The sequence below is a fragment of the Streptomyces sp. WAC05374 genome, from assembly GCF_004353505.1.
GTDB lineage: Bacteria > Actinomycetota > Actinomycetes > Streptomycetales > Streptomycetaceae > Streptomyces.
On sequence record NZ_SMNQ01000008.1, the window covers coordinates 28,104 to 50,521 of the forward strand.

The window sequence follows — 22,418 nt, forward strand, 5'->3', positions numbered from 1 at the left end:
TAGGGCGGAAAGGGCTTTCGGCAAGCGGCGCGGACCGGGCTGCACTCTCAGGAGCGGGATACTTGGGGCATGCGGTTGACGATTTTCTGGGAGCGGATGGCGGACCACTTCGGTGAGGGGTACGCCGAGTCCTTCGCTCGGGACCATGTCATGTCCGAGCTGGGCGGCCGGACGGTGTACGAGGCGCTGGACGCCGGGTGGGAGGCGAAGGACGTCTGGCGCGCGGTCTGCGCGGCCGTGGACGTCCCCGCGGACAAGCGGTGACGCGGGCGGGATGACGCGGTGACGGGGCGATCGCCGGGCTGACCGGCCGCTTGTCACCGCTGTGCGCGAGACTTGCTCCGTGGCCCCGACTGACGAGACCGAGACGACGACCACCGAGCCCGTGACCGGCGACCCCGCGTCACCGGGCGACCACGCGGCCTCCGTGCCGCCGAGCAGGACCGAGGCGCCGGCGGCGGACGCGACGGCCGGGGCGACAGAGCCGGCCGGAGCCGGGGCCGACGGGTCCTCATCCGCCGAGGCCGAGGCCGAGGCCGTCGTGCCCGTGCAGGCCGGGTCCGGCGCGTCCGTAGTGACGTCGGCGCGGCCGGGGCCGGCGTCCGGATCCGTTGCGGCCTCCGTGTCCGTGCCGGGCGGCGGTGGGGGCGGGGGCGCGCCGGCCGCGGGCGGGGCTCCCGCCGCCCGCATGCCCCGCTGGCTCCCGAAGGCCATGGTGCTGGCCCTCGCCCTCTACGCCTGCTTCCAGCTCGGCAGTTGGGCGTTCCACCAGCTCATCGGCCTGCTGATCAACATCCTCATCGCGTTCTTCCTGGCCCTCGCCATCGAGCCGGCCGTGGGGCGGATGGCCGCCCGGGGGATGCGCCGCGGTCTCGCCACCTTCCTGGTCTTCTTCGCCGTCCTGGCGGCGAGCATCGGCTTCGTCGTGCTGCTGGGCTCGATGCTGGCCGGCCAGATCGTCGAGATCGTCGAGGACTTCCCCCGGTACCTCGACTCGCTCATCAACTGGATCAACCGCACCTTCCAGACCGAGCTGTCCCGGGTCGAGGTCCAGGACAGCCTGCTGCGCTCCGACTGGCTGCGGAAGTACGTCCAGAACAGCGCGAGCGGGGTGCTGGACATCTCGGCGACCGTGCTCGGCGGGCTGTTCAAGCTCCTGACGATCTTCCTGTTCTCGTTCTACTTCGCCGCCGACGGCCCACGGCTGCGCCGGGCGCTGTGCTCGGTGCTGCCGCCCGCCAAGCAGGCCGAGGTGCTGCGCGCCTGGGAGATCGCCGTCGACAAGACCGGCGGCTACCTGTACTCCCGCGGGCTGATGGCGCTGATCTCCGGCGTCGCCCACTACGTGCTGCTGGAGTTCCTGGCGGTGCCGTACGCGCCGGCGCTCGCCGTCTGGGTGGGGCTGGTCTCCCAGTTCCTGCCCACCATCGGTACGTACCTGGCCGGGGCGCTGCCGATGCTGATCGCCTTCACCGAGAACCCCTGGTACGCGCTGTGGGTGCTGGCCTTCGTGGTGGTGTACCAGCAGTTCGAGAACTACGTGCTTCAGCCCAAGCTCACCGCGAAGACCGTCGACATCCACCCGGCCGTGGCCTTCGGGTCGGTGGTGGCGGGCACCGCGCTGCTCGGCGCGGTCGGTGCGCTGATCGCGATCCCGGCGGTCGCCACGCTGCAGGCGTTCCTCGGCGCGTACGTGAAGCGGTACGACGTGACCGAGGACCCGCGGATGCACGGCCACCGGCGGCACGGCGAGGCCGTCCTGGCCCGTGTGCAGCGGGCTCTGCGGGCCAAGAAGGAGAAGGAGCCGGACAGCGGATCGCCGGCCGCGGACGGCTCCTGACCCGTCCCGGCGCGCCGGTGTGGCTCGCTTGACACCAAAATCGAACATCCATTCTCATGGGGGTTCCGGGCCCGGAAACGCGGGGGCGGCGAGGTGTCGGCCGCCGAGTTATCCACAGGCCGGAGGGACGTCGGGGCCCATTGTCAGTGGCAGGGGTTAGCGTCTTTGACGTGAAGCGATCGACTCAAGCAAACCGGGTGGAACCCATGGCAGGAACCGACCGCGAGAAGGCGCTCGACGCCGCGCTCGCACAGATTGAACGGCAATTCGGCAAGGGCGCAGTGATGCGCATGGGCGAGCGGTCGATGGAGCCCATCGAGGTCATCCCGACCGGCTCGACCGCGCTCGACGTCGCGCTCGGCGTCGGCGGCCTGCCGCGCGGCCGTGTGGTGGAGATCTACGGCCCGGAGTCCTCCGGTAAGACGACCCTGACCCTGCACGCCGTGGCCAACGCGCAGAAGGCCGGCGGCCAGGTCGCGTTCGTCGACGCGGAGCACGCCCTCGACCCCGAGTACGCGAAGAAGCTCGGTGTCGACATCGACAACCTGATCCTCTCCCAGCCGGACAACGGTGAGCAGGCCCTGGAGATCGTGGACATGCTCGTCCGCTCCGGCGCGCTCGACCTGATCGTCATCGACTCCGTGGCCGCGCTCGTGCCGCGCGCGGAGATCGAGGGCGAGATGGGCGACTCGCACGTCGGTCTCCAGGCCCGTCTGATGAGCCAGGCGCTCCGGAAGATCACCAGCGCGCTCAACCAGTCCAAGACCACGGCGATCTTCATCAACCAGCTCCGCGAGAAGATCGGTGTGATGTTCGGCTCGCCGGAGACCACGACGGGTGGCCGGGCGCTGAAGTTCTACGCCTCGGTGCGTATCGACATCCGCCGCATCGAGACCCTGAAGGACGGCACGGAGGCGGTGGGCAACCGCACCCGGTGCAAGGTCGTCAAGAACAAGGTCGCGCCGCCGTTCAAGCAGGCCGAGTTCGACATCCTGTACGGCCAGGGCATCAGCCGCGAGGGCGGCCTGATCGACATGGGCGTGGAGCACGGCTTCGTGCGCAAGGCGGGCGCCTGGTACACGTACGAGGGCGACCAGCTCGGTCAGGGCAAGGAGAACGCCCGCAACTTCCTGAAGGACAACCCCGACCTCGCGAACGAGATCGAGAGGAAGATCAAGGAGAAGCTGGGCGTCGGCGTCCGGTCCGAGACCCCGGCGGCCGAGCCGGCCACGGACGCGGCGGGCGCGGCGGCGGCCGCGGACGAGCCGGCCAAGTCGGTCCCGGCCCCGGCGGCCAAGGCGGCCAAGGCGACCAAGACCGCGGCCGCCAAGGCCTGACCCCGTGGTCCGGCGCACCGAATGGCCGGGCGACAGCGCCGACTCGTCGAGGGCCGAGAAGGAGCTGTCGCCCCAGGATCCGGCTGAGCGGGCGCGGGCGATCTGCCTGCGCCTGCTCACCGGGACCCCGCGCACCCGCAAGCAGCTCGCGGACGCGCTGCGCAAACGTGAGATTCCGGACGAGGTCGCCGACGAGGTCCTCTCCCGCTTCGAGGACGTCGGCCTGATCGACGACGCGGCCTTCGCGGGCGCGTGGGTGGAGTCCCGGCACCACGGCCGGGGCCTGGCCCGCCGCGCCCTCGCGCGTGAACTGCGCACCAAGGGGGTGGATGCCGAGCTGATCGACGAAGCGGTGGGTCAGCTCGACTCCGAGCAGGAGGAGGAGACGGCCCGCGAGCTGGTCGCCCGCAAGCTCCGGGCCACCCGCGGTCTCGACCGCGACCGCCGCCTCCGCCGCCTCGCGGGCATGCTCGCCCGCAAGGGCTACCCGGAAGGCATGGCCCTGCGGGTCGTGCGCCAGGCACTGGAGGAGGAGGGGGAGGACCTGGAAGACCTCCCACCCGAGGGCTTCTGACCGCCCGGCCCCGCGCCGGTGGCTCGGACGGCGTGCCTGGCACACCCGCCCCGCCACGGGGGCAGGCGGCCGGGGTGGGGGCTGCGTCAGGGGGAGGGGGTGGTGGGGAGGTCGTGGGCCTTCCAGGCTTGGAAGCCGCCGATGAGGTCGGTGGCGCGATGGAGGCCCAGTTGGTGCAGGGAGGCCGCCGCGAGGGAGGAGGCGTAGCCCTCGTCGCAGATCACCACGACGCGCAGGTCGTGGCTCACCGCTTCCGGGGCGCGGTGACTGCCCAGGGGGTCGAGGCGCCACTCCAGTTCGTTGCGCTCGACGACCAGCGCGCCGGGGATCAGCCCGTCGCGCTCGCGCAGCGCCGCGTACCGGATGTCGACCAGCAGCGCGTCACCCGCCCCGGCCGCCGCGAACGCCTCGGGCGGGGTCAGGCGGTGCAGGCCGGCCCGGACCCGTTCCAGCAACTCGTCGATGTTCACTGCCAGTCCTCCGGGCGCTCGACCTGCTCCAGCCGCAGCACCGGGCCGGTGCGGCTGAAGCGGCGGATCAGCGGGAGCGGCGGGTAGTACGCGTGGACCGAGACCGCGTGCTCGGTGACGGACTCGTTCAGCACCTCGTGCACATGGTGCCGGCCGAACGCCCGCCCCTGGCCCGTGCGCAGCAGGCGTTCACGGTCGACGCCGTCGTGCAGCTCCAGAGCGCGCCAACCGCCCGAAGGCAGCCGTACGGCAAGGGAGTTCTCCTTCAGGGCGCCGCGCGCCGTGGCGAAGGCGCCGATGGACTCGGCGTGGTCGTGCCACCCCGTGCCGGTGCCGGGCGGCCAGCCGATGAGCCAGGCCTCACTGCCGCCAGGGCCGTCGAGCCGTACCCATGTGCGGCCCTCCGGGTCGAGCGGGAGGGAGGCGACCAGTGCGGTGTCGGCCGCCGTGCGGCGGACGAAGTCGAGCAGGTGGGCAGCCGTCGGCGCGTCAGTGGCCGCGGCGGGGGAAACAGACTGGGACACGGAAAACCGTCCTGGGTCCTGGAGGCGAATTCGCGGGAGGAGCGCGCACGGAGAACGGCGCGCAAGAAAAACAGCGAGTTCAGCAGGACCGACGACACACGCAGCCCGCGTAACGGACCAGGTCCATATGGACCCTCCGCCACAGGCGCACGTCGGTGCCGTTCATGATCGGGAGTACAGCACGTCCTCCCGATCGCGTCAATCGCGTCAACCACGTCAGACGCGCCGAGCGCGTCGGTCGCGTCAGCGGTGTCAGTTGACGTCGGCGGTCCGGTCGCTGTGCTCGGGCGACGGCGCGCCGCCCCGCACGGCGTCGGCCGCCGCGTGCAGTTCCGCCGGGCGCACCCCGGAGAAGGCCGCCGCCAGGTGCCCGTCGGGCCGCACCAGCAGCAGGGTGTGCGCGGCAGCGCCCGGGTAGGCCTCCGTGACCAGCACCTCGCCCTCCACCGGCAGCCCGGCCACCGCCTCCACCAGCCGGGGCATCACGCCCGCCGACATCCAGTGCCGCCGGTCCCACACCCCCGTACCCGGCGCCACCAGCACCGCCAGGAGCCGGCCGCGGCCCAGCCGGTCCCGCAGCCGCACGGTCGTGCCGTCCTCCGGAGCCGTGACCCGCACATCGGCGACCGGCGCGCCCGGCGGCGTACCGACGCCGGTGTGTCCCTCTGCGGGCGGGGGCGCCAGGGGGGAGTGCGGGTACGCGGGCGGGGCGCCCAGCGGGCCGCGCCCCACGTGCCCGTCCGTCAGCAGGGTGTCGTGTCCGCCACCGCGCAGGTACGTCCGCAGTCCGCCCGCCCCGCGCAGCACCGGCAGCGCCTGGTCGGCCGCCCGCAGCCGGGCGGCGACCGCCGTGCGCCGCTCGGCCTGGTAGCTGTCCAGCAGCGCGTCCGAGGCGCCGTGGTGCCAGGCCAGCGACAGCTTCCAGGCCAGGTTCTCGACGTCCCGCAGCCCCTCGTCGAGCCCCTGCGTACCGAGCGCGCCCAGCAGGTGGGCGGCGTCCCCGGCGAGGAAGGCCCGGTCCACCCGCCACCGCTTCGCGAGCCGGTGGTGCAGCGTGTAGACACCGGTGTCGACCAGGTCGTACGCCGGTGTCGCACCGCACCAGCCGGACAGCGTCTCGCGGATGCGCGCCACCAGCGCGTCGGGTGTCACCAGGTCACCGCGCGGCGGCAGCAGCCAGTCGAGCCGCCAGCCCCCGTCCGGCAACGGCCGGGCGGTGACCTCCTCGCCGACGCCGCGCCACGGGGGCTGACGGTGCAGCACCGCCTCGTCCGGCCAGGGGAGTTCGACGTGGAGGGCGGCCACGGCGTGCCGTTCCACCGCCGTGCGCCCCGGGAAGCGGACGCCCAGCAGCTTGCGCACCGTCGAGCGGGCGCCGTCGCAGCCGACCAGGTGGCTGCCGCGCCAGGACGTCGCCCCGGGACCGCGGGTGTGGGCGGTCACGCCGTGCGGGTCCTGCTCGACGCCGTCCACGCGGCTGTGCGTGACCACCCGGACCAGGTCCGGGTCCGGGAGCGCGGCGATGGCCTCCCGCAGTCCGCGGGTCAGGGAGTGCTGCGGGATGTGCAGCGGCGAGGGCGCGTCGAGCCCGAACTCGACGTGCCGCATCTGCTGCCTGCGGCGCATCGACCGCCAGCCGGTCCAGCGCGCGCCCTCGTCCCGTACGGTGGCGCAGCCGAGGCGCTCCACGAAGGCGGCCGTGTCGGGGCGGAGCACGGCGGTGCGCGCGGCGCGCGGTTCCTCCTTGCCGGGGCCCTCGTCCAGCACGACGGAGGGGACGTCCTGGGCGGCGAGCGCCAGGGCGGCGGCCAGTCCGACGGGGCCGGCTCCGACCACGATCACCGGGTCCACGGCGCGGCTCCTGAAACCCGTACGCCTGAGACCTGTGAGGCCCGTACGGTCATGCGGTGAGCAGGGGAAACACCGGAATGTTCGGCTGGAGCCGGACGCGACGCGATCACAGAACGTATGCAACCCACTGCCGGTGCTTGCGTCAAGTGACGGGGGCAGCGGCGCGACCGCCACTGCCCCCGTTCAACGCGTAGGACACCCGGATGATGTCACATGGCGTCAGTTGTTGGCCGGACCTCCCGCGCCGCCGTCCGCGCCGGGTCCGCCGATCGCGGTGGTGCCGGCGGCGTTCCCGGCGTCACCGGCCAGGACGGCCACGGTGCCGGCGGCGTCGGGCGTCTGGATGCCCGTCTTGGCGCGGCGGCCGCGCTTCTCGACCCAGGTGGCGAGCGCGGAGAGCGCCAGGCACATCGCGACGTAGATGGCACCGATCACGACGATCGTCGACACGTACGGGTACATGCCGTTGACCTGCGTGTTCGAGGCGATCAGCCGGGCCGTCTGGAGCAGCTCCGGGTACAGGATGATGAAGCCGAGCGAGGTGTCCTTGAGGGTCACCACGAGCTGGCTGATGATCGTCGGCAGCATCGCCCGGACGGCCTGCGGCATCAGCACGGTCGTCATGACCTGCGTCTTGCTCATGCCGAGCGCGTAGGCGGCTTCCCGCTGGCCCTTGGGTACGGAGTTGATGCCGGCGCGCAGCACCTCGGCCTGGACGCAGCCGTTGTAGATCGACAGGCCGACCGCGAGGGCCCACATCGAGTAGTCGGTCAGGAAGCCGACCCACACGGCGTAAATGGTGATCAGCAGCGGGATGGAGCGGAACAGCTCGATGAAGCCCGTCGCCAGCCACCGGACCGGCTTGTGGTCGGAGAGCCGGGCGACGGCGAGGAGCACGCCGAGCACCAGCGAGCCGACGGCCGCGATGCCGAACGCCTTCAGGGTGGCGAGGAGGGCGTCGGCGATGTTCTGCCGGATGCCCGCGTAGTTGAAGATGTCCCACATCTCGGGGGCGAGGTGCCCCTTGTCGCCCAGCCGGACGATCGTGACGGCGAGGAGCCCCACGATGGCCAGGGTGCCGATGACGGCGTAGATGCGGTTGCGGATGACGGCCTTGGGGCCGGGGGCGTCGAAGAGAACGCTGGCGCTCATCGGGCGACCTCCAGGCGGCGCTCAAGGATGCGGAAGACACCACTGATGGAGAAGGTGACCACCAGGTAGGCGAGGGAGACCCAGATGAAGATCGGGATGATGTCGTAGCCGTCCTCGCTCATCAGCTTCTGCCAGCCGAAGAGTTCGGTGACGCTGAAGGCGCCCGCGATGGCCGAGTTCTTGGTGAGCGCGATGAGGATCGAGCTCAGCGGCGGCAGCACGGTCCGGGTGGCCTGCGGCAGCACGATCAGCCGCAGGGTCTGGGAGAACGTCATCCCGAGGGAACGGGCCGCCTCGGCCTGGCCCAGCGGCACCGTGTTGATGCCGGAGCGGACCGCCTCGCAGACGAAGGCGGAGGTGTAGAAGCCGAGCGCGATCGAGCCGAGGACGAAGGCGCTCATGCCCGGGAACAGGATCTCGGGCACCACGAACGTCGTCACCAGGAACAGTAGCGTGAGCGGCGTGTTGCGCAGCAGGGTGACCCAGGCGGTGCCGAACCAGCGCAGCGGCGGGACGGGGGAAACCCGGAAACCGGCGATGGCGATGCCGAGGACCAGCGCGATGGCGGTGCTGACGGCGGTGATCGACACGGTTCCTATGAAGCCGTCGCGGAACTCTGAGAAGTGGTCGAGCAGTACGTTCATGGGGTCTCCGCGTCGGCGGTCAGCGGCTGGCGGTCAATGTGCGTGCGGTGTGGCCGTGCCTGCGTGGCACAGGGTGCGTGGCGCATGGTGCGTCGTGCGTCGTGCCGCGCGTGCGGCGTGATGCGTACGTGGTGCGGGGTCGTGCCCGGGTGGTGCGGTGCACCGCCCGCGGGTGCGTGGCGCGCGGGGGTGTCCGTGGGGCACGGGGCGGAGCGCCCCGTACGCGGCGGGTACGGGGCGCTTCCGGTGAAGCGGTGGCGCGGAGCGCGATCAGTAGCGCTCGAGCGCCGGCGGCGCGGTGTAGGCCGAGCCGGACAGACCCAGGGTGGCCTCGTAGATCTTCTTGTACGTGCCGTCCTTGATCCCCTTGTCCAGCGCGTTGTTGACCGCGTCGCGCAGGACCTTGTCCTCCTTGTTCATGCCGATGCCGTAGGGCTCCTGCGTGAACGGCTTGCCGACGACCTTCAGCTTGCCGGGGTTCTGGGCGGCGTAACCCTTGAGGATCGCGTCGTCCGTCGTCACCGCGTCGACCTGCTTGGTCAGGAGCTGCTGGACGCAGTCCGAGTACTTGCCGAGCTCGGTGGTCTGGGCGCCGTACTGCGGCTTCTTGATCTCCTGGAGCGGCGTGGAGCCGGTGATGGAGCAGACCTTCTTGCCCTTGACGGAGTCGGGGCCGGTGATGGAAGTGTCGTCCTTGCGGACCAGGAGGTCGGCGCCGGCCTTGTAGTACGGACCCGCGAAGCCGACCAGCGCCTTGCGCTTGTCGTTGATCGTGTACGTACCGACGTAGTAGTCGACCTGGCCCTTGGAGATGGCGGTCTCGCGGGTGCTGGAGTCGACCGTCTTCCACTCGATCTGCGACTCGGTGAAGCCGAGCTCGGCGGCGATCATCTTGGCGATCTCGACGTCGAAGCCGGAGCGCTTCTTGGTGGCCTGGTCCTCGAAGCCGAGGTACGGCTGGTCCGCCTTGGAGCCGATGATGAGCTTGCCGCGCTCCTTGGCCGCCTTGAAGGTCGGCGAGTCCAGGCTGACGCCCGTGGCGACGACGTACTTCGGCAGGGCCGGCGCGTTGGTGGCGCCGGGCTGGACGCCGGCCGGCTTGTCGCCCGCGGAGCCCTCCTTGCCACCACAGGCGGTCGCGGACAGCGCGAGCACGGCAACGGCCAGTGCGGCCGACTTGCGAAGCTTCATGGTGAACATCCCTTGTGTCGTGGTTCGTTGGTCGTCATCGCCGCTCGTCACCGGCGGATCAGTGGCAACCGTCAGTGGTGCAGGATCTTCGACAGGAAGTCCTTGGCCCGGTCGCTGCGCGGACTGCTGAAGAACTGCTCCGGAGTCGCCTCTTCGACGATCCGGCCGTCCGCCATGAAGACGACCCGGTTGGCGGCGGACCGCGCGAAGCCCATCTCGTGGGTGACGACGATCATCGTCATCCCGTCCCGCGCGAGCTGCTGCATGACCTCGAGGACCTCATTGATCATCTCGGGGTCCAGCGCCGACGTGGGCTCGTCGAAGAGCATCACCTTCGGGTCCATCGCCAGGGCCCGGGCGATCGCGACGCGCTGCTGCTGCCCGCCGGAGAGCTGCGCCGGGTACTTGTCGGCCTGGGAGCCGACGCCCACCCGGTCGAGCAGCGTCCGTGCCTTCTGCTCCGCGGCCTTCTTCTCCGCCTTGCGGACCTTGACCTGGCCCAGCATGACGTTCTCCAGCACGGTCTTGTGCGCGAAGAGGTTGAACGACTGGAAAACCATGCCGACGTCGGCCCGCAGCCGGGCGAGCTCCTTGCCCTCCTGGGGCAGCGGCTTGCCGTCGATGGTGATGCTGCCGGAGTCGATCGTCTCCAGGCGGTTGATGGTGCGGCACAGCGTGGACTTGCCGGACCCGGACGGTCCGATGACGACCACGACCTCGCCACGGGCGATGGTCAGGTCGATGTCCTGGAGCACATGCAGCGCGCCGAAGTGCTTGTTGACGTTGCTCAGCACGACCAGGTCGCTTGCCGTCGGTACGGCGTCCTCCGCGCCCTTGGTCACTGACACTCCGCTCATCGGCTTCTTGCTCCGTCCTCCTCGGTTGCAGAGGACATTAAGCACGCGGTGCGACCAGCGTCATTACATCTGAGCGGAAATTGAGCATAACGATCCGGCTGCAACCGGACACTATGCGTGAACAGGACGGCGCCGGGACGGCGGTCCGGAGAACGGGTGCATAACGGAACGCCCGATGGCCCCGGAACCCTCTTGACTCGTGGGCCGCCCATCGGCGTTCATGCCCAGGTGGCCGTAAGGTCACCCAAGCGATCGCACCTTTCGGAGGGGGGCCCATGAGACTGCTGCTCGTCGAGGACGACGACCACGTCGCCGCGGCCCTGTCGGCGATCCTCAAGAAGCACGGGTTCGACGTCACGCACGCCCGCAACGGCGAGGAGGCGCTCCAGGCCCTGCTGCCCGCCGCCAACGCCGGCCGGGCGCCCTTCGGTGTCGTCCTGCTCGACCTCGGCCTGCCCGACCAGGACGGCTACCAGGTGTGCGGCAAGATCCGGAAGCTCACCACCACCCCGGTGATCATGGTGACCGCGCGCGCCGACGTCCGCTCCCGCATCCACGGCCTCAACCTCGGCGCCGACGACTACGTCGTCAAGCCCTACGACACGGGTGAACTGCTCGCCCGCATCCACGCCGTCAGCCGGCGCTCCGTCGCACCCGACACCGACGACGCCACCGGCGCGGCCGGCCCCGGTGGTGGCACGGACGCGGCGGCGCCGCTGCGCCTGGGCTCCCTCAGCATCGAGCTGCCCACCCGCAGGGTCAGCGTGGAGGGCGCGGAGGTCCAGCTCACCCGCAAGGAGTTCGACCTGCTCGCCCTGCTCGCGCAGCGCCCAGGCGTCGTCTTCCGGCGGGAGCAGATCATCAGCGAGGTCTGGCGCACGAGCTGGGAGGGGACCGGCCGCACCCTGGAGGTCCACGTGGCGTCCCTGCGCGCCAAGCTGCGGATGCCCGCCCTCATCGAGACCGTGCGCGGCGTCGGCTACCGCCTGGTCGCGCCGGCCGCGTAACCCCCTGAAGCCCCGGTGCGCACCCGTCTGCTCCCCCTGCTCCTCGTCCTCATGGCGGGCGTGCTGCTCGCGCTCGGCTTCCCGCTCGCGGCCAGCCTCGCCGCCGCCCAGCAGCAGACCGTGGTCGTCGACCGGATCGACGACACCGCCCGCTTCGCGGCGCTCGCCCAGTTCGTCACCGAGCGCGGGCCCGGCATCGACGAGCGGCAGTCCACCCTGCACGGCGAGCTCGTCCGCTACCACGAGGTGTACGGGATCGAGGTCGGCGTCTTCTACCGCGACACCACCGCCATGGCCCGCGCCCCCAAGGACTGGGACGTCCCCGCGAGCGGCGAGCCCCGGCGCGCCTTCCGCGAGGCCCTGCTGGGCCGCCGCAGCCACGACCCGCCCCAGGTGTGGCCCTGGCAGCCCGACGCCCGGCTCGCGGTCGCCTCGCCCGTCGTACGGGACGGGGACGTCGTCGCCGTCGTGCTCACCGACTCGCCCACCGGGCAGCTCCGCTCCCGCATCCTGCACGGCTGGCTGCTGATCGCGGCCGGTGAGGTCGCGGCGATGCTGCTGGCGGTCGGCGCGGCGTTCCGGCTGACCGGGTGGGTGCTCAAGCCCGTACGGGTCCTGGACGCGGCCACCCACGACATCGCCACCGGCCGGCTGAACTCCCGCGTCGCGGCCGCCGGCGGCCCGCCGGAACTGCGCCGCCTGGCCCGGTCGTTCAACGAGATGGCCGACAACGTCGAAGAGGTCCTGGAGCAGCAGCGCGCCTTCGTCGCCGACGCCTCCCACCAGTTGCGCAACCCGCTCGCCGCGCTGCTGCTGCGCATCGAGCTGCTCGCGCTGGAGCTGCCCGAGGGCAACGAGGAGATCGCCTCCGTACGCACCGAGGGCAAGCGCCTGGCCCAGGTCCTGGACGACCTGCTGGACCTCGCCCTGGCCGAGCACGCCGCCGCCGACCTCCGGCTCACCGACATCGGCGCGCTGGCCGCCGAGCGCGTCGCCGCGTGGCGGCCGCTCGCCGAGGAGAAGGGCGTCCGGCTGACCGGGGCCGGCCCGGCCGTCACCGCCTGGGCCGACCCGGTGGCCCTCTCCAGCGCCCTCGACGCCGTGATCGACAACGCGCTGAAGTTCACGCCGGCCGGTGAGGAGGTCGCCGTCACCGTGGCCGCCGACGGGGACACCTCCACGATCGTCGTCACGGACGGCGGCCCGGGCCTCACCGACGACGAGCTGACCCGCGTCGGCGACCGCTTCTGGCGCAGCGGCCGCCACCAGAACGTCAAGGGCTCCGGCCTCGGCCTGTCCATCTCGCGCGCCCTGCTCGCGGCGGGCGGCGGCTCCATCTCCTACTCCCACCACGAACCGCGCGGCCTGCGCGTCACGCTGGCCGTCCCGCGCACTGCGCCGGAGAACCCCGCGAGGCCCGGAACCGCCACGGCGTGACCGTGCGGCCCGTACGGCGGCGGTACGGCGCTACGACGTGACCTGACCGCTACGGCTTGACCGAGCGGTAGTAGCGGCGTGCTCCCTCGTGCAGCGGCAGGGGGTCGGTGTAGAGCGCGGTCCGCAGGTCGACGAGCTGTGCGGGGTGGACCTGGCGGCCGATGCGGTCCCGGCTCTGGATCACCGTGCGGGTGAACGCCTCGGCCAGCGCCGGATCCGTGCGGTCGGTGGTGACGAGCAGGTTGGCCACCGCCACCGTCTCGACCGGCCGGCCCTCGGTGGCCAGGGCGTACGCGTCGGCGGGCACCACCGCCGAGCGGTAGTAGCGGCCGCTGCCGCCGCCCTCGTGCACCCGGTTGATCAGGTCGCCCTCCAGCGGCACGAGCCGGATCGGGAACCGCTCCGAGAGCTTCTGCACGGCGCTCGTGGGCAGGCCGCCCGACCAGAAGAACGCGTCCAGCTTGTCCTGCTCCAGCAGCGCGGGCATGGTGTCGATCCCGGCCGACACCGGCGTGATGCCCGTGTCCGGGTCGATCTTGGCGGCCTGGAGCAGCCGGTTCGCCAGCAGCCGTACGCCCGAGCCGTCCTGTCCCACACCGACCCGCAGGCCCCGGAGATCACGGGTCGAGCGCACCTTGGAGGACTTGGGCACGATCAACTGGACGTAGTCGTCGTACAGCCGGGCGCAGCCCCGCAGGTCGTAGGCGCCCGGTCTGCTGTCCCGGATGTACGTCGCCACCGCGTCGGCCGTGGCGATGGTGAAGTCGGCCTCCCCGGACGCGAGCCTCTCGAGGTTCTGCCGGGAGCCCTCGCTGTTCTGGAGGGTTATCGCGACCTCCGGGACGGTGCGGCCGAGGGCGTCCTCGAGGAGCTCGCCGTACCGCTGGTACACCCCGGTCGGCACGCCGGTGCTGAAGGTGACCTTCCCGCTCGGCGACGGCTCACCGGCCGGAACAAGCCACCACAGCAGCAGGCCCAGCACCACGAGTCCCGCCGCGGACCCCTGGAGGGCGCGGCGGCGGCTGATGCGGGACAGGACCTGGAGCATGGCGCGATCCTGCCAGCTCACGGACGGTGCTGGCCAGGCCCGCCGGGCAACGGTTCGGCACCACGCCGGGCCGTGCTCGCTGTCGGTGAGCCGCCCTGTGCGCGCTGTCCCGCTGCCGGCCGCCCCGGCCCCGCTGCCGCGCTCGCTGTCAGTGACACGTCAGCGCGCCCCGGCAGCATGAGCGTGGGACGAGTGGCTGGACCGGGAGGACGAGCCGATGAGCAGCGCACCGCCGATCGAGAACGCCGTCAGCGTCGTCGACGACCACCGGGAGACCGGCCCGGCGCCGGCCCGGACGGTCGTGGACATGCTCCTGGACCGCGCCACGGGCCCCGACGCCGACCGGCCCCTGTTCACCGCCCTGGGGCCGGGAGGCGACCGGATCGCGCGCCTCAGCGCGGCCGAGCTGGACGCCCGTGCCCGGGCCGTGGCGGCCGCGCTGCACCGGACGGGGAGGCCCGGCGACCGGGTGATCGTCCCGCCCATGCCGGCCCTGGACTTCCCCGTCGCCCTCTTCGGCTGCCTGTACGCCGGGATGGTCGCCGTACCCGTGGCGGCCGCCACCGGGCCCGCCGTCGCCGCCGTCGCCCGCGACTGCCGCCCCGTCGCCGTGCTGGTGCCCGGCACCGCCCGCCACCCGGCGCCGTCCCTGCCGGGCGTGCCCGGGCTCGCCGTACGGGGGCCGCGGGCGCCCCGGCACCGTCGCGGCACCCCCGTGGCCTCCGACCCCCTGGCACCCGCGCTGCTCCAGTACGCCGCGCGGCCGGCCGGGCGGCCGCCGGGCGCCGTCGCCGTCGGCCACGGGGCCCTGGTGGCCGCCCAGGCCGCCGTGCGCGACCGGTGCGACGTCGACCGCGGCACGACCGTCGTGAGCTGGCTGCCGCTCTGGCACGGCACCGGGCTGGCCACGGCGCTGGTCCTGCCGCTGGCCTCCGGGGCCGCCGCGGTGACCATGGAGCCCGCCGCCTTCGTGCGGGACCCGCGGGTGTGGCTGCGTGCCGTCGAGGCGGAGGAGGACGTCTTCGCCGCGGCCCCGGACGCCGGGTACGAGCTGTGCGTCCGGCGCGTCCCGGTGGCGGAGCGGATGCGCATCGACCTGTCGACATGGCGGGTGGCCGCCGTCGGGGGCGCGGGGCCGGTCAGGGCCCGGACGCTGCGGCGGTTCGCCGACGCGTTCCGCCCCGGCTTCTTCCGCGAGGAGATGTTCGCCCCCGGCTACGGCCCCGGCGGGGCCACCCCCGGCGGAACCCTGGCGCGGCCGCTCTACCCGGTCGTGACCGGGCGCTACGACCGTGCGGCCCTCGCTCATGGGCGGGCCGTGCCGGCGGGCCGGGCCGGTCGCGGCGCGGTGGAACTGGTCGGCCGGGGGACGCCGTTGCCGGGCACCGGCGTGCGGATCGTCGACCCCGCCACGCGCCGGGCGGTCCCGGAGCGGGTCGTCGGCGAGATCTGGGTGGACGCGCCGGGAAGCGGGGCGCGCCCCACCGGGGACCTGGGCTTCACCGACGGAGGCGAGCTGTTCGTGGCGGGACGACGGGGCTGACGGGACGGCCCGGGGTGATCGAGCGGATCCTGCCGCCGTACGTCGCCGCCGTCGAGGTCTTCGCCGACCTGCCGGACGCCCGGCTGCTCCCGGAGGAGCGGGCCGTGGTGGCGGGCGCGGCGGAAGGGCGGCGGCGCGAGTTCACGACCGTACGCCACTGCGCCCGCCACGCCCTCGCCGAGCTGGGCCGGCCACCGGTACCGCTCCTGCCCGACGCCCACGGCGCCCCCCGGTGGCCAAAGGACGTGGTCGGCAGCATGACGCACTGCCGGGGCGGCTACCGCGCCGCGGCGGTGGCGACGCGCACCGCCGCACGTGCCATCGGGCTGGACGCCGAGCCGCACCGGCCGCTGCGGGACGGCGTGCTGGCGAGCGTCGCGGGCCCCGGCGAGCGCGCCCGGCTGGCCGAGCTGGCGGGCAGCGGCGCGGCCGTGTGCTGGGACCGGCTGCTGTTCTGCGCGAAGGAAGCCGTCTACAAGGCGTGGTTCCCGCTCACGGGGGTGTGGCTGGGCTTCCACGACGTGGACGTCGACTTCGAGCCCCGTACCGATGTGTTCCGGGCACGTGTGGTGGCAGCAGGGGCGGACGGGGCGGCGGGGCGGGAGCGTGTGAACGAGCCGTCGTTCTTCGACGGGCGGCTGCGCGGCCGGTGGGTCGTCGGGCGGGGCGTGGCGGCCGCCGCGGTGACCGTGGGGTCGTTTGACATCCGCGCAGGTCGTGGGAAAGTCTCGTCCTAAAGTTTCCCGGGATGTCAGAGGTGGGCCATGACCAGCGAGGAGCTTCTGGCTGTTCTCGCTGCTGTGGGCCACGCACAGCGCCTGCGCGTCATCGCCGAACTGGCCGAGGGCCGGATGTACGTCAGCGAGCTGGCCCGCCGCCTCGGGATGTCCCGCCCCCTGCTGTACATGCACCTGGAACGGCTGGAAAAGGCCGGTCTGGTGATCGGCAACCTGGAGCTGTCCGACGACGGCAAGGCGCTGAAGTACTTCGAACTCGGCGCGTTCGACCTTCACTTGAATGTCGATACGATCCTCGCGGCCGTACGGGCCGACGAGGCCCGGGCGGGGGACGCCGGTGCCGCGCCGGAGCGGGCGGACGCGGAGGGCCCGAACGACCAGAAGGGCCTGAAAGACGTGAAGGGGAAACGCACATGACCGGGGCCATCATCGCCATCGCCGTCGTCCTGATCATCGTCGGCGGCATCACAGCGAGCGTGGTCGCGTACTTCAGACTCCAGCGCCACCGTGCCGACGCCGTGGCCATGGCCTCGTACCGCAAGCTCGCCGAGGAGGCGGTCGCCCAGCAGGAGTCCCTGCGGGGCCAGCTCGCGGAGCTGGGCGACCGGGTGAAGGCCGTCGAGACGCTGCTCCGCAGCGTCGAGTAGTCCGTCGCGGTCGTCGCGCCTGTCGCTTCCGTCGCGTTCGGGCGGAACGGGGCGCCCCGGTGGGCGGGCTTCGGTCGCCTGCCGCGTCGTGGGCCCGACGGGACCGGGGCGGTGCCCTCGCGGTGGGCGCCCACGCGGCGGTGCCGGGGCGGCGTGGCCCCTGCGGGCTCGCCTCCTCGAGGCCGGCGGCCTCGGCCGCCAGGAGAGGGAGCCCACCCTTCGCCGCCAACCTCTGCGGGGGCGACCCTGCACGGCCCCGCCTCACGCCGTCCGCCGTCCGCCGTCTGCGGGCCGTGAGGGCGAATCTGCCGCGAAAGGCCGGATGACCTGCGATTTTCGCCCGGAACTTAAGGGCATGGCTCCCGCCGGAGCCCCTTCCTAGACTCGTGCACGTTCCTACTGAGCACGGCGCCAAGCCTGTTGACGCACGACCAGAAGCCGAACACGTCCCATGGTGCCGCCGGGCTCCCGGCGGTGTCACTCCGTCGGGCAGACCGAAGCGGCCTCGGACGAGGCGCGGCCGGTGTCTGCGACCACGAGAGGAAGGGATGGTCGGGAATGTTCGGTCCTGGCGTCTCATTCAATGACGAGATCTATCCGCCCCTGCTCCGGTGCGAGGCACCGGACGTCGACGCGGTGGAGTGGGCGGCGCGGCACCGTCCGGCCATCGACGGACTGCTCCTCACCCACGGCGCGGTCGTCCTGCGGGACTTCGGCGTCGCGGACGCCGACGCGTTCGAGGCCGTGGCCTCCTCCCTGGTGACCACCCTGTACGGCGATTACGGCGACCTCCCGCACGAGAAGGACGCCGACCGGGTCTACAAGTCGACGCCCTACCCCGCCCAGCAGTCGATCCTGTTCCACCACGAGAGCTCCCACATGCCGCAGTGGCCCAGCCGCCAGTTCTTCTGCTGCATACAGCCCTCCAGCAAGGGCGGCGCGACACCGATCGTCGACGGGCGCAAGGTCTGGGAGGCGCTCCCGGACGAGCTGCGCGGCCGGTTCGAGACGCTCGGCATCCGCTACGTACGCAACTTCATCCCCGGGCTCGACGTCGGCTGGGAGCAGATGTTCGGCACCGGTGACCGCGACGAGGTGGAGGAGCGCTGCAGCGCCCAGGGCGTGGAGTGCGAGTGGCTGCCCGACGGCGTGCTGCGGACGGTGCAGAACGCGCCGGCCGTCGTCCAGCACCCCCGTACCGGTGAGCAGGTCTTCTTCAACCAGCTCTTCCTGCACCACACGGCCTGCCTGGAGCCGTCCGTCCGGGAGGTGATGCGGTCGCTGTTCGGCGACGACGAGACCGCCTACCCGCGCAGCGCCTCCTTCGGTGACGGTTCGCCGATCGACGACGACACCGTCGACCTGCTGCGCTCGCTCTACGACTCCTTGGCGCAGCGGTTCCCCTGGCAGCGGGGCGACGTGGCGATCATCGACAACATGCTGGTCTCGCACGGCCGTGACCCCTTCGAGGGCGAGCGGAAGATCATCGTGGCCATGGGCGACATGGTCAGCCGTGCCGCGCTGACCTGAGCCCTTCATCCCTTGCCGGGGCGCGGGCGCCGGGCGCCCGCGCCCCGGACCCGACAGCCGACAACAGGAGCAGCGATGGTCTCGTCAGCGGCGCACCCCGGCATGCTGGCCGGTGAGGTGCGCGACATCGAAGCGGACTCGGTGGTGCGGATCGTCCGGGCGCACGCGCGTCTGCGGCCGGACGCCGTGGCCGTCCGGTCCGGGAACGCGTCCACGACGTACCGCGAGCTGTGGCACCGCGCCCTCGTCGTGGCCTCCGTGCTGGAGGAGGCGGGAGTGGGCCCCGGCGACCGGGTGGCCGTGTGGGCCGACCGGACCGCCGGGGTGATCGCCGCCGCGCTCGGCGCCATGTCCCTCCGCGCCGCCTACGTGCCCGTCGACCCCACCCACCCCGCCGAGCGGGTCGCCACCGTGCTCGCCGGCGCCCGGCCGGCCGCGCTGGTCCACGACGGGCCGGCCGCCGGCCTGTTGCCCCCCGTCGACGTACCCGTCGTCGACGTGGCGGAGCTCGCGGACGTACCCACCCCGCCGGAGCGGGAAATGCCGCGCGGCGAGGACGTCGCGTACGTCGTGTTCACCTCCGGCTCGACCGGCACGCCCAAGGGCGTCATGGTGCCGCACGCCGCGCTCGCCAACTACGTGGCGTGGTGCGGTTCCCTGGTCGGGGCGGGCGGGAACGGCAGCCCCCTGTTCGCCAGCCTCGGCTACGACCTGGCGATGACGTCCCTGTGGGTGCCGCTGGCGCAGGGCGGGCGGGTGGTGACCGTGCCCGGCCTGTACGACCAGGCCACCCTGTTCGGCGCGGGGGCGGACCCGTACACCTTCATCAAGCTCACCCCCTCCCACGCCCGGTTCTTCGAGGCCCTCGCCGAGCCGCCGCGCTACGACCGGACGACCCGGCTGCTGATGTTCGGCGGCGAGGCGCTCGACCCGGCGCTCATCCGCGCGCTGGGCCCCCGGCTCGACGGGGTGCGGCTGGTCAACCACTACGGGCCCACCGAGACCACGATCGGCTGCTGCGCCCACCGCTTCGACAGCGCCACCCTGCCCGGTACGCCCACCGTGCCCATCGGCACCCCCGCCTGGAACACCCGCGCCTACGTGGTCGACGAGGACCTGCGGCCGCTGCCGCCCGGCCGGCCCGGCGAGCTGGTGATCGCCGGGCGTGCCGTCGCCGCCGGGTACCTGGGCGGCACGGGCGCGGGCGACCGGTTCATCGACGAACGGGATCTGGGTGGCGCGCCGGGCCCGGCGTACCGGACCGGCGACATGGCCGAACTGCTGCCCGAGCGGCTCCTGCTCCACCTCGGGCGCCGGGACGACCAGTGGAAGGTCAACGGCTACCGCGTCGAGCTGGGCGAGCTGCGCCACCACGTGCTGGCCGTCCCGGGGGTCGCCGACGCGGCCTTCGACGTCGTGCGGGGCCCCGTCGACAGCCTGGAGCTGTTCGTCCGGGCCACCGACCCGGAGCGCACCGACGGCGAGGCGCTCGCCGGGAGCCTGCGCCGGGCCCTGGCCGAGGCGCTGCCCTCCGGCCTGGTGCCCAACGAGGTGCACGTGGTGCGGGAGATCGTGTTCAACTCCAATGGCAAGTGCGATGTCGCCGCCACCAGGCGGCAGTTGGAGCGGTCGGGCCGCTCCTGACGTATCAGAGGACGGTCAGTGGCGTGTCAGTGGAATCCGACAGCATGACGGTGCGTCGGGCACACCACGTGCACGGCATACGACTCGGATACGGGAGTGAGTGGGCGACGTGTCGAACCCCTTTGACGATCAGGACGGAACGTTTCTCGTACTCGTGAACGACGAGGGCCAGCACTCCTTGTGGCCGGCCTTCGCCCAGCGGCCCGACGGCTGGACGGTCGCCCTCGACGAGAGCCCCCGCGACGCGGCGCTGGCGTACGTCGAGGAGAACTGGACGGACATGCGCCCGCTCAGCCTGCGCGAGGCCAGTGCCCCGCGGGCCTCTTGAGGGACCCCGACCCGTGGACATGGCGATTGAGGCGGAGGGGCTGTGCAAGGGCTACGGGTCGACCCGGGCCCTGCGCGGGGTCGACCTCGCGGTGCCGGCCGGCACGGTGCTCGGGCTGCTCGGCCCCAACGGCGCGGGCAAGACGACCACGGTGCGCACGCTGGCGACGCTGCTCGTCCCCGACGGCGGCCGCGCCGAGGTCGCCGGGTACGACGTGGTGCGCCGGCCGCACGAGGTGCGCCGGCGCATCGGCCTGGCCGGCCAGTACGCGGCGGTCGACGAACTGCTGACCGGGCGCGAGAACCTGGTGCTGATCGGCACCCTGCTGCACCTGGGCAGGCGGGCCGCGCGGGCGCGGGCGGCGGAGCTGCTCGACCGGTTCGACCTGACGGGCGCGGGCGACCGCCCGGCCCGCACCTACTCGGGCGGTATGCGGCGGCGCCTCGACCTGGCCGCGTGCCTGGTCGCCCGGCCGTCGGTGCTCTTCCTCGACGAGCCCACCACCGGACTGGACCCGGTGAGCCGGATGTCCCTGTGGTCCGCCGTGCGGGAGCTCGTCGCCGACGGGGTCACCGTCCTGCTGACCACGCAGTACCTGGAGGAGGCCGACTACCTCGCCGACCGGATCGTGGTCGTGGACGCGGGCCGGGTGATCGCCGACGGCACGCCGAACGAGCTCAAGCGCAAGGTCGGTGAGGAACGGCTGGAAATCGTTGTCACGCACCCGGACGGGGTGCCGGCGGCGGTGTCGGCGCTGCGCCGGGTGACCGCCGGTGAGCCGGTCGTGGACCGCGACAGGGGGGTCGTCTCCATCGCCGTCGGCGAGGGCGTGGACAGCATGGACGGCATCGCCACGGCGGCCGCCGCGCTGCGCCGGGAGAACGTGGCGGTCGCCGACTTCGCACTGCGGCGGCCGACCCTCGACGACGTCTTCGTCTCCCTCACCGGCCGTTCTGCCTGAACGGTCCGGCGCATAAACGTTTCTGCGCGTCTTCTCTCCTCTTGTCGTTTTTCTCTTCCCGCGCCTGCCCGCGGGACTACGGGGGCCACCATGCAGAGAATCCACTTCGACGCCGCCGACTTCGCCAGAACCCGGCTGCGGCCCACCGTGGGCCCGCTCGTGGAGACGGCCTTCGCGGCCGGGCTCCTCAGCCGCAGCGTCGGCGCGCCCTACGCGCGCTGGCGCGGCCAGGTCACCAAACGGCTGCCCCGGTGGTCGTCGCCGCCCGGCCACGGCGGTGGCGTCCCCGACCCCGAAGCGCTCATCGAGCAGGCCGAGCGGTACGGCGAGGACGCCGGCGCCGTGGACCGGCCCTCCGAACTGCCGGACGTCTGGCAGGCGGCCGTGGCCCCGTACTGGGACCAGTTGCGCGCGTACCTGGAGGCCGAGTGCGAGGCGCGCGGCCGCATCGTGATGGCCGGGGGAGTGGAGCAACTGCTGGCCACGCTGCACCCCCGGATGATCTGGCGCTCACCCGTCCTGGAGATCCCGGGCGGGCCCGACGAGGACATCCACCTCGACGGGCGCGGCCTGGTCCTCGTACCGTCCGTGTTCCTCAACCACCGGCCCGGCCGGCTGATGGCGGCCACGGCGGAGAACGGCCAGGCCGTGCTGGCGTTCGCCGCGCCGCCCGACCCCGCACGCGCCGCCGCGCTGTGGGAGGAGCCCGACGGCCGGGAGCAGTCACTGGGCGCCCTGGTCGGCCAGACCCGGGCGGCCGCGCTGCGCGTCCTGCGCGCCACCTGCACCACCAGCCAGCTCGCCGACCAGCTCGGCATCTCGGCGGCCGGCGCCAGCCAGCACACCGCGGTGCTGCGCGAAACCGGCCTCATCACCACCCGCCGCATCCGCAACACCGTGCTCCACACGGTGACCCCGCTGGGCGTGGCCCTGCTGGACGGCCGGGTCGTCCGCTCGGTGTCGCCCCAGAACGCCGTCCGCCAGCGGACGCGGTCCGCCCTGGAGAGCGTCCCCCAGCAGCGGCGCGCCTCCTGACGGCGTCCGCCGCACCACATCACAGAGCCCCGGTACGGGCAGCGTACCGGGGCTCTCGCGT

At 72.8% G+C, this 22,418-nt stretch carries 23 protein-coding genes and 1 pseudogene; 15 read left to right on the plus strand and 9 right to left on the minus strand.

Annotated elements, in window-relative coordinates:
* Positions 1-69 precede the first annotated feature (69 nt).
* The 4 genes and pseudogenes from E2B92_RS17365 to recX form a co-directional block, all read left to right on the plus strand.
* Entirely contained in the window at positions 70-264 is a 195-nt protein-coding gene (locus E2B92_RS17365; RefSeq protein WP_126887645.1) for a DUF3046 domain-containing protein, read from the plus strand.
* Positions 265-622: 358 nt separating this feature from the next.
* A complete protein-coding gene (locus E2B92_RS17370; protein WP_392917955.1) occupies positions 623-1,840 on the plus strand; it encodes an AI-2E family transporter in 1,218 nt (405 codons plus the stop codon).
* Positions 1,841-2,046: 206 nt separating this feature from the next.
* Positions 2,047-3,177, plus strand: a complete 1,131-nt coding sequence (gene recA, locus E2B92_RS17375; protein ID WP_126887646.1) for a recombinase RecA — start codon at positions 2,047-2,049, stop codon at positions 3,175-3,177.
* Positions 3,068-3,751, plus strand: a pseudogene (gene recX, locus E2B92_RS17380) (recombination regulator RecX); the annotation flags it as partial. The gene recA and the pseudogene recX, both read left to right, overlap by 110 nt.
* Before the next feature lie 86 nt (positions 3,752-3,837).
* On the opposite strand, the gene E2B92_RS17385 reads toward recX, so the two are convergent.
* From E2B92_RS17385 to E2B92_RS17415, 8 genes are all read right to left on the minus strand, one after another.
* Positions 3,838-4,221 (minus strand): rhodanese-like domain-containing protein, encoded by a 384-nt coding sequence (locus E2B92_RS17385; protein ID WP_443070285.1) that lies wholly within the window; start codon positions 4,219-4,221, stop codon positions 3,838-3,840.
* Positions 4,218-4,745: a cysteine dioxygenase gene (locus tag E2B92_RS17390; RefSeq protein ID WP_126884010.1), complete on the minus strand. Its 528-nt coding sequence runs from the start codon at positions 4,743-4,745 to the stop codon at positions 4,218-4,220. Before E2B92_RS17390 ends, E2B92_RS17385 begins: the two co-directional genes overlap by 4 nt.
* Before the next feature lie 79 nt (positions 4,746-4,824).
* Positions 4,825-4,911, minus strand: coding sequence for a putative leader peptide (locus E2B92_RS34140; RefSeq protein WP_338015579.1), 87 nt, complete (start codon positions 4,909-4,911; stop codon positions 4,825-4,827).
* Positions 4,912-4,997: 86 nt separating this feature from the next.
* Complete coding sequence (locus E2B92_RS17395; protein ID WP_126884009.1) at positions 4,998-6,596, minus strand: FAD-dependent monooxygenase; 1,599 nt, start codon at positions 6,594-6,596, stop codon at positions 4,998-5,000.
* A 219-nt stretch (positions 6,597-6,815) separates the two neighbouring features.
* Positions 6,816-7,748 (minus strand): amino acid ABC transporter permease, encoded by a 933-nt coding sequence (locus E2B92_RS17400; protein ID WP_126884008.1) that lies wholly within the window; start codon positions 7,746-7,748, stop codon positions 6,816-6,818.
* Entirely contained in the window at positions 7,745-8,392 is a 648-nt protein-coding gene (locus E2B92_RS17405) for an amino acid ABC transporter permease (RefSeq protein WP_126884007.1), read from the minus strand. The genes E2B92_RS17400 and E2B92_RS17405 overlap by 4 nt, the downstream gene beginning before the upstream one ends.
* 270 nt (positions 8,393-8,662) lie before the next feature.
* Entirely contained in the window at positions 8,663-9,583 is a 921-nt protein-coding gene (locus E2B92_RS17410; protein WP_126884006.1) for a glutamate ABC transporter substrate-binding protein, read from the minus strand.
* A gap of 71 nt (positions 9,584-9,654) precedes the next feature.
* Positions 9,655-10,440, minus strand: coding sequence for an amino acid ABC transporter ATP-binding protein (locus tag E2B92_RS17415; RefSeq protein WP_126884005.1), 786 nt, complete (start codon positions 10,438-10,440; stop codon positions 9,655-9,657).
* A 275-nt stretch (positions 10,441-10,715) separates the two neighbouring features.
* On the opposite strand from E2B92_RS17415, the gene E2B92_RS17420 reads away from it, so the two are divergent.
* Both E2B92_RS17420 and E2B92_RS17425 read left to right on the plus strand, forming a co-directional pair.
* The gene (locus E2B92_RS17420) at positions 10,716-11,447 is read left to right on the plus strand and encodes a response regulator transcription factor (protein ID WP_126884004.1); all 732 of its coding nucleotides are present in this window, start codon (positions 10,716-10,718) and stop codon (positions 11,445-11,447) included.
* Positions 11,448-11,462: 15 nt separating this feature from the next.
* On the plus strand, positions 11,463-12,884 hold the full coding sequence (locus E2B92_RS17425; RefSeq protein WP_126884003.1) for a sensor histidine kinase: 1,422 nt from the start codon (positions 11,463-11,465) through the stop codon (positions 12,882-12,884).
* A gap of 49 nt (positions 12,885-12,933) precedes the next feature.
* Here E2B92_RS17425 and E2B92_RS17430 read toward each other — a convergent pair whose 3' ends face one another.
* Entirely contained in the window at positions 12,934-13,932 is a 999-nt protein-coding gene (locus E2B92_RS17430; RefSeq protein ID WP_126884018.1) for a TAXI family TRAP transporter solute-binding subunit, read from the minus strand.
* 217 nt (positions 13,933-14,149) lie between these two features.
* Here E2B92_RS17430 and E2B92_RS17435 point away from each other — a divergent pair, with 217 nt between their 5' ends.
* The 9 genes from E2B92_RS17435 (at position 14,150) to E2B92_RS17475 (ending at position 22,357) form a co-directional block, all read left to right on the plus strand.
* On the plus strand, positions 14,150-15,475 hold the full coding sequence (locus E2B92_RS17435) for an AMP-binding protein (RefSeq protein ID WP_126884002.1): 1,326 nt from the start codon (positions 14,150-14,152) through the stop codon (positions 15,473-15,475).
* Positions 15,476-15,489: 14 nt separating this feature from the next.
* The gene (locus tag E2B92_RS17440) at positions 15,490-16,212 is read left to right on the plus strand and encodes a 4'-phosphopantetheinyl transferase family protein (protein WP_126884001.1); all 723 of its coding nucleotides are present in this window, start codon (positions 15,490-15,492) and stop codon (positions 16,210-16,212) included.
* Between the two features lie 27 nt (positions 16,213-16,239).
* Positions 16,240-16,629 (plus strand): ArsR/SmtB family transcription factor, encoded by a 390-nt coding sequence (locus E2B92_RS17445; RefSeq protein ID WP_126884000.1) that lies wholly within the window; start codon positions 16,240-16,242, stop codon positions 16,627-16,629.
* The gene (locus E2B92_RS17450; RefSeq protein ID WP_126883999.1) at positions 16,626-16,859 is read left to right on the plus strand and encodes a hypothetical protein; all 234 of its coding nucleotides are present in this window, start codon (positions 16,626-16,628) and stop codon (positions 16,857-16,859) included. The genes E2B92_RS17445 and E2B92_RS17450 overlap by 4 nt, the downstream gene beginning before the upstream one ends.
* Positions 16,860-17,417: 558 nt before the next feature.
* A complete protein-coding gene (locus E2B92_RS17455) occupies positions 17,418-18,389 on the plus strand; it encodes a TauD/TfdA family dioxygenase (RefSeq protein WP_126883998.1) in 972 nt (323 codons plus the stop codon).
* 75 nt (positions 18,390-18,464) lie between these two features.
* The gene (locus tag E2B92_RS17460; RefSeq protein ID WP_126883997.1) at positions 18,465-20,033 is read left to right on the plus strand and encodes an amino acid adenylation domain-containing protein; all 1,569 of its coding nucleotides are present in this window, start codon (positions 18,465-18,467) and stop codon (positions 20,031-20,033) included.
* 109 nt (positions 20,034-20,142) lie between these two features.
* The gene (locus E2B92_RS17465) at positions 20,143-20,361 is read left to right on the plus strand and encodes an MbtH family protein (protein ID WP_126883996.1); all 219 of its coding nucleotides are present in this window, start codon (positions 20,143-20,145) and stop codon (positions 20,359-20,361) included.
* 19 nt (positions 20,362-20,380) lie between these two features.
* A complete protein-coding gene (locus tag E2B92_RS17470) occupies positions 20,381-21,322 on the plus strand; it encodes an ATP-binding cassette domain-containing protein (RefSeq protein ID WP_126884017.1) in 942 nt (313 codons plus the stop codon).
* 90 nt (positions 21,323-21,412) lie between these two features.
* Positions 21,413-22,357: an ArsR/SmtB family transcription factor gene (locus tag E2B92_RS17475; RefSeq protein ID WP_126883995.1), complete on the plus strand. Its 945-nt coding sequence runs from the start codon at positions 21,413-21,415 to the stop codon at positions 22,355-22,357.
* The last annotated feature ends 61 nt before the right edge of the window (positions 22,358-22,418 follow it).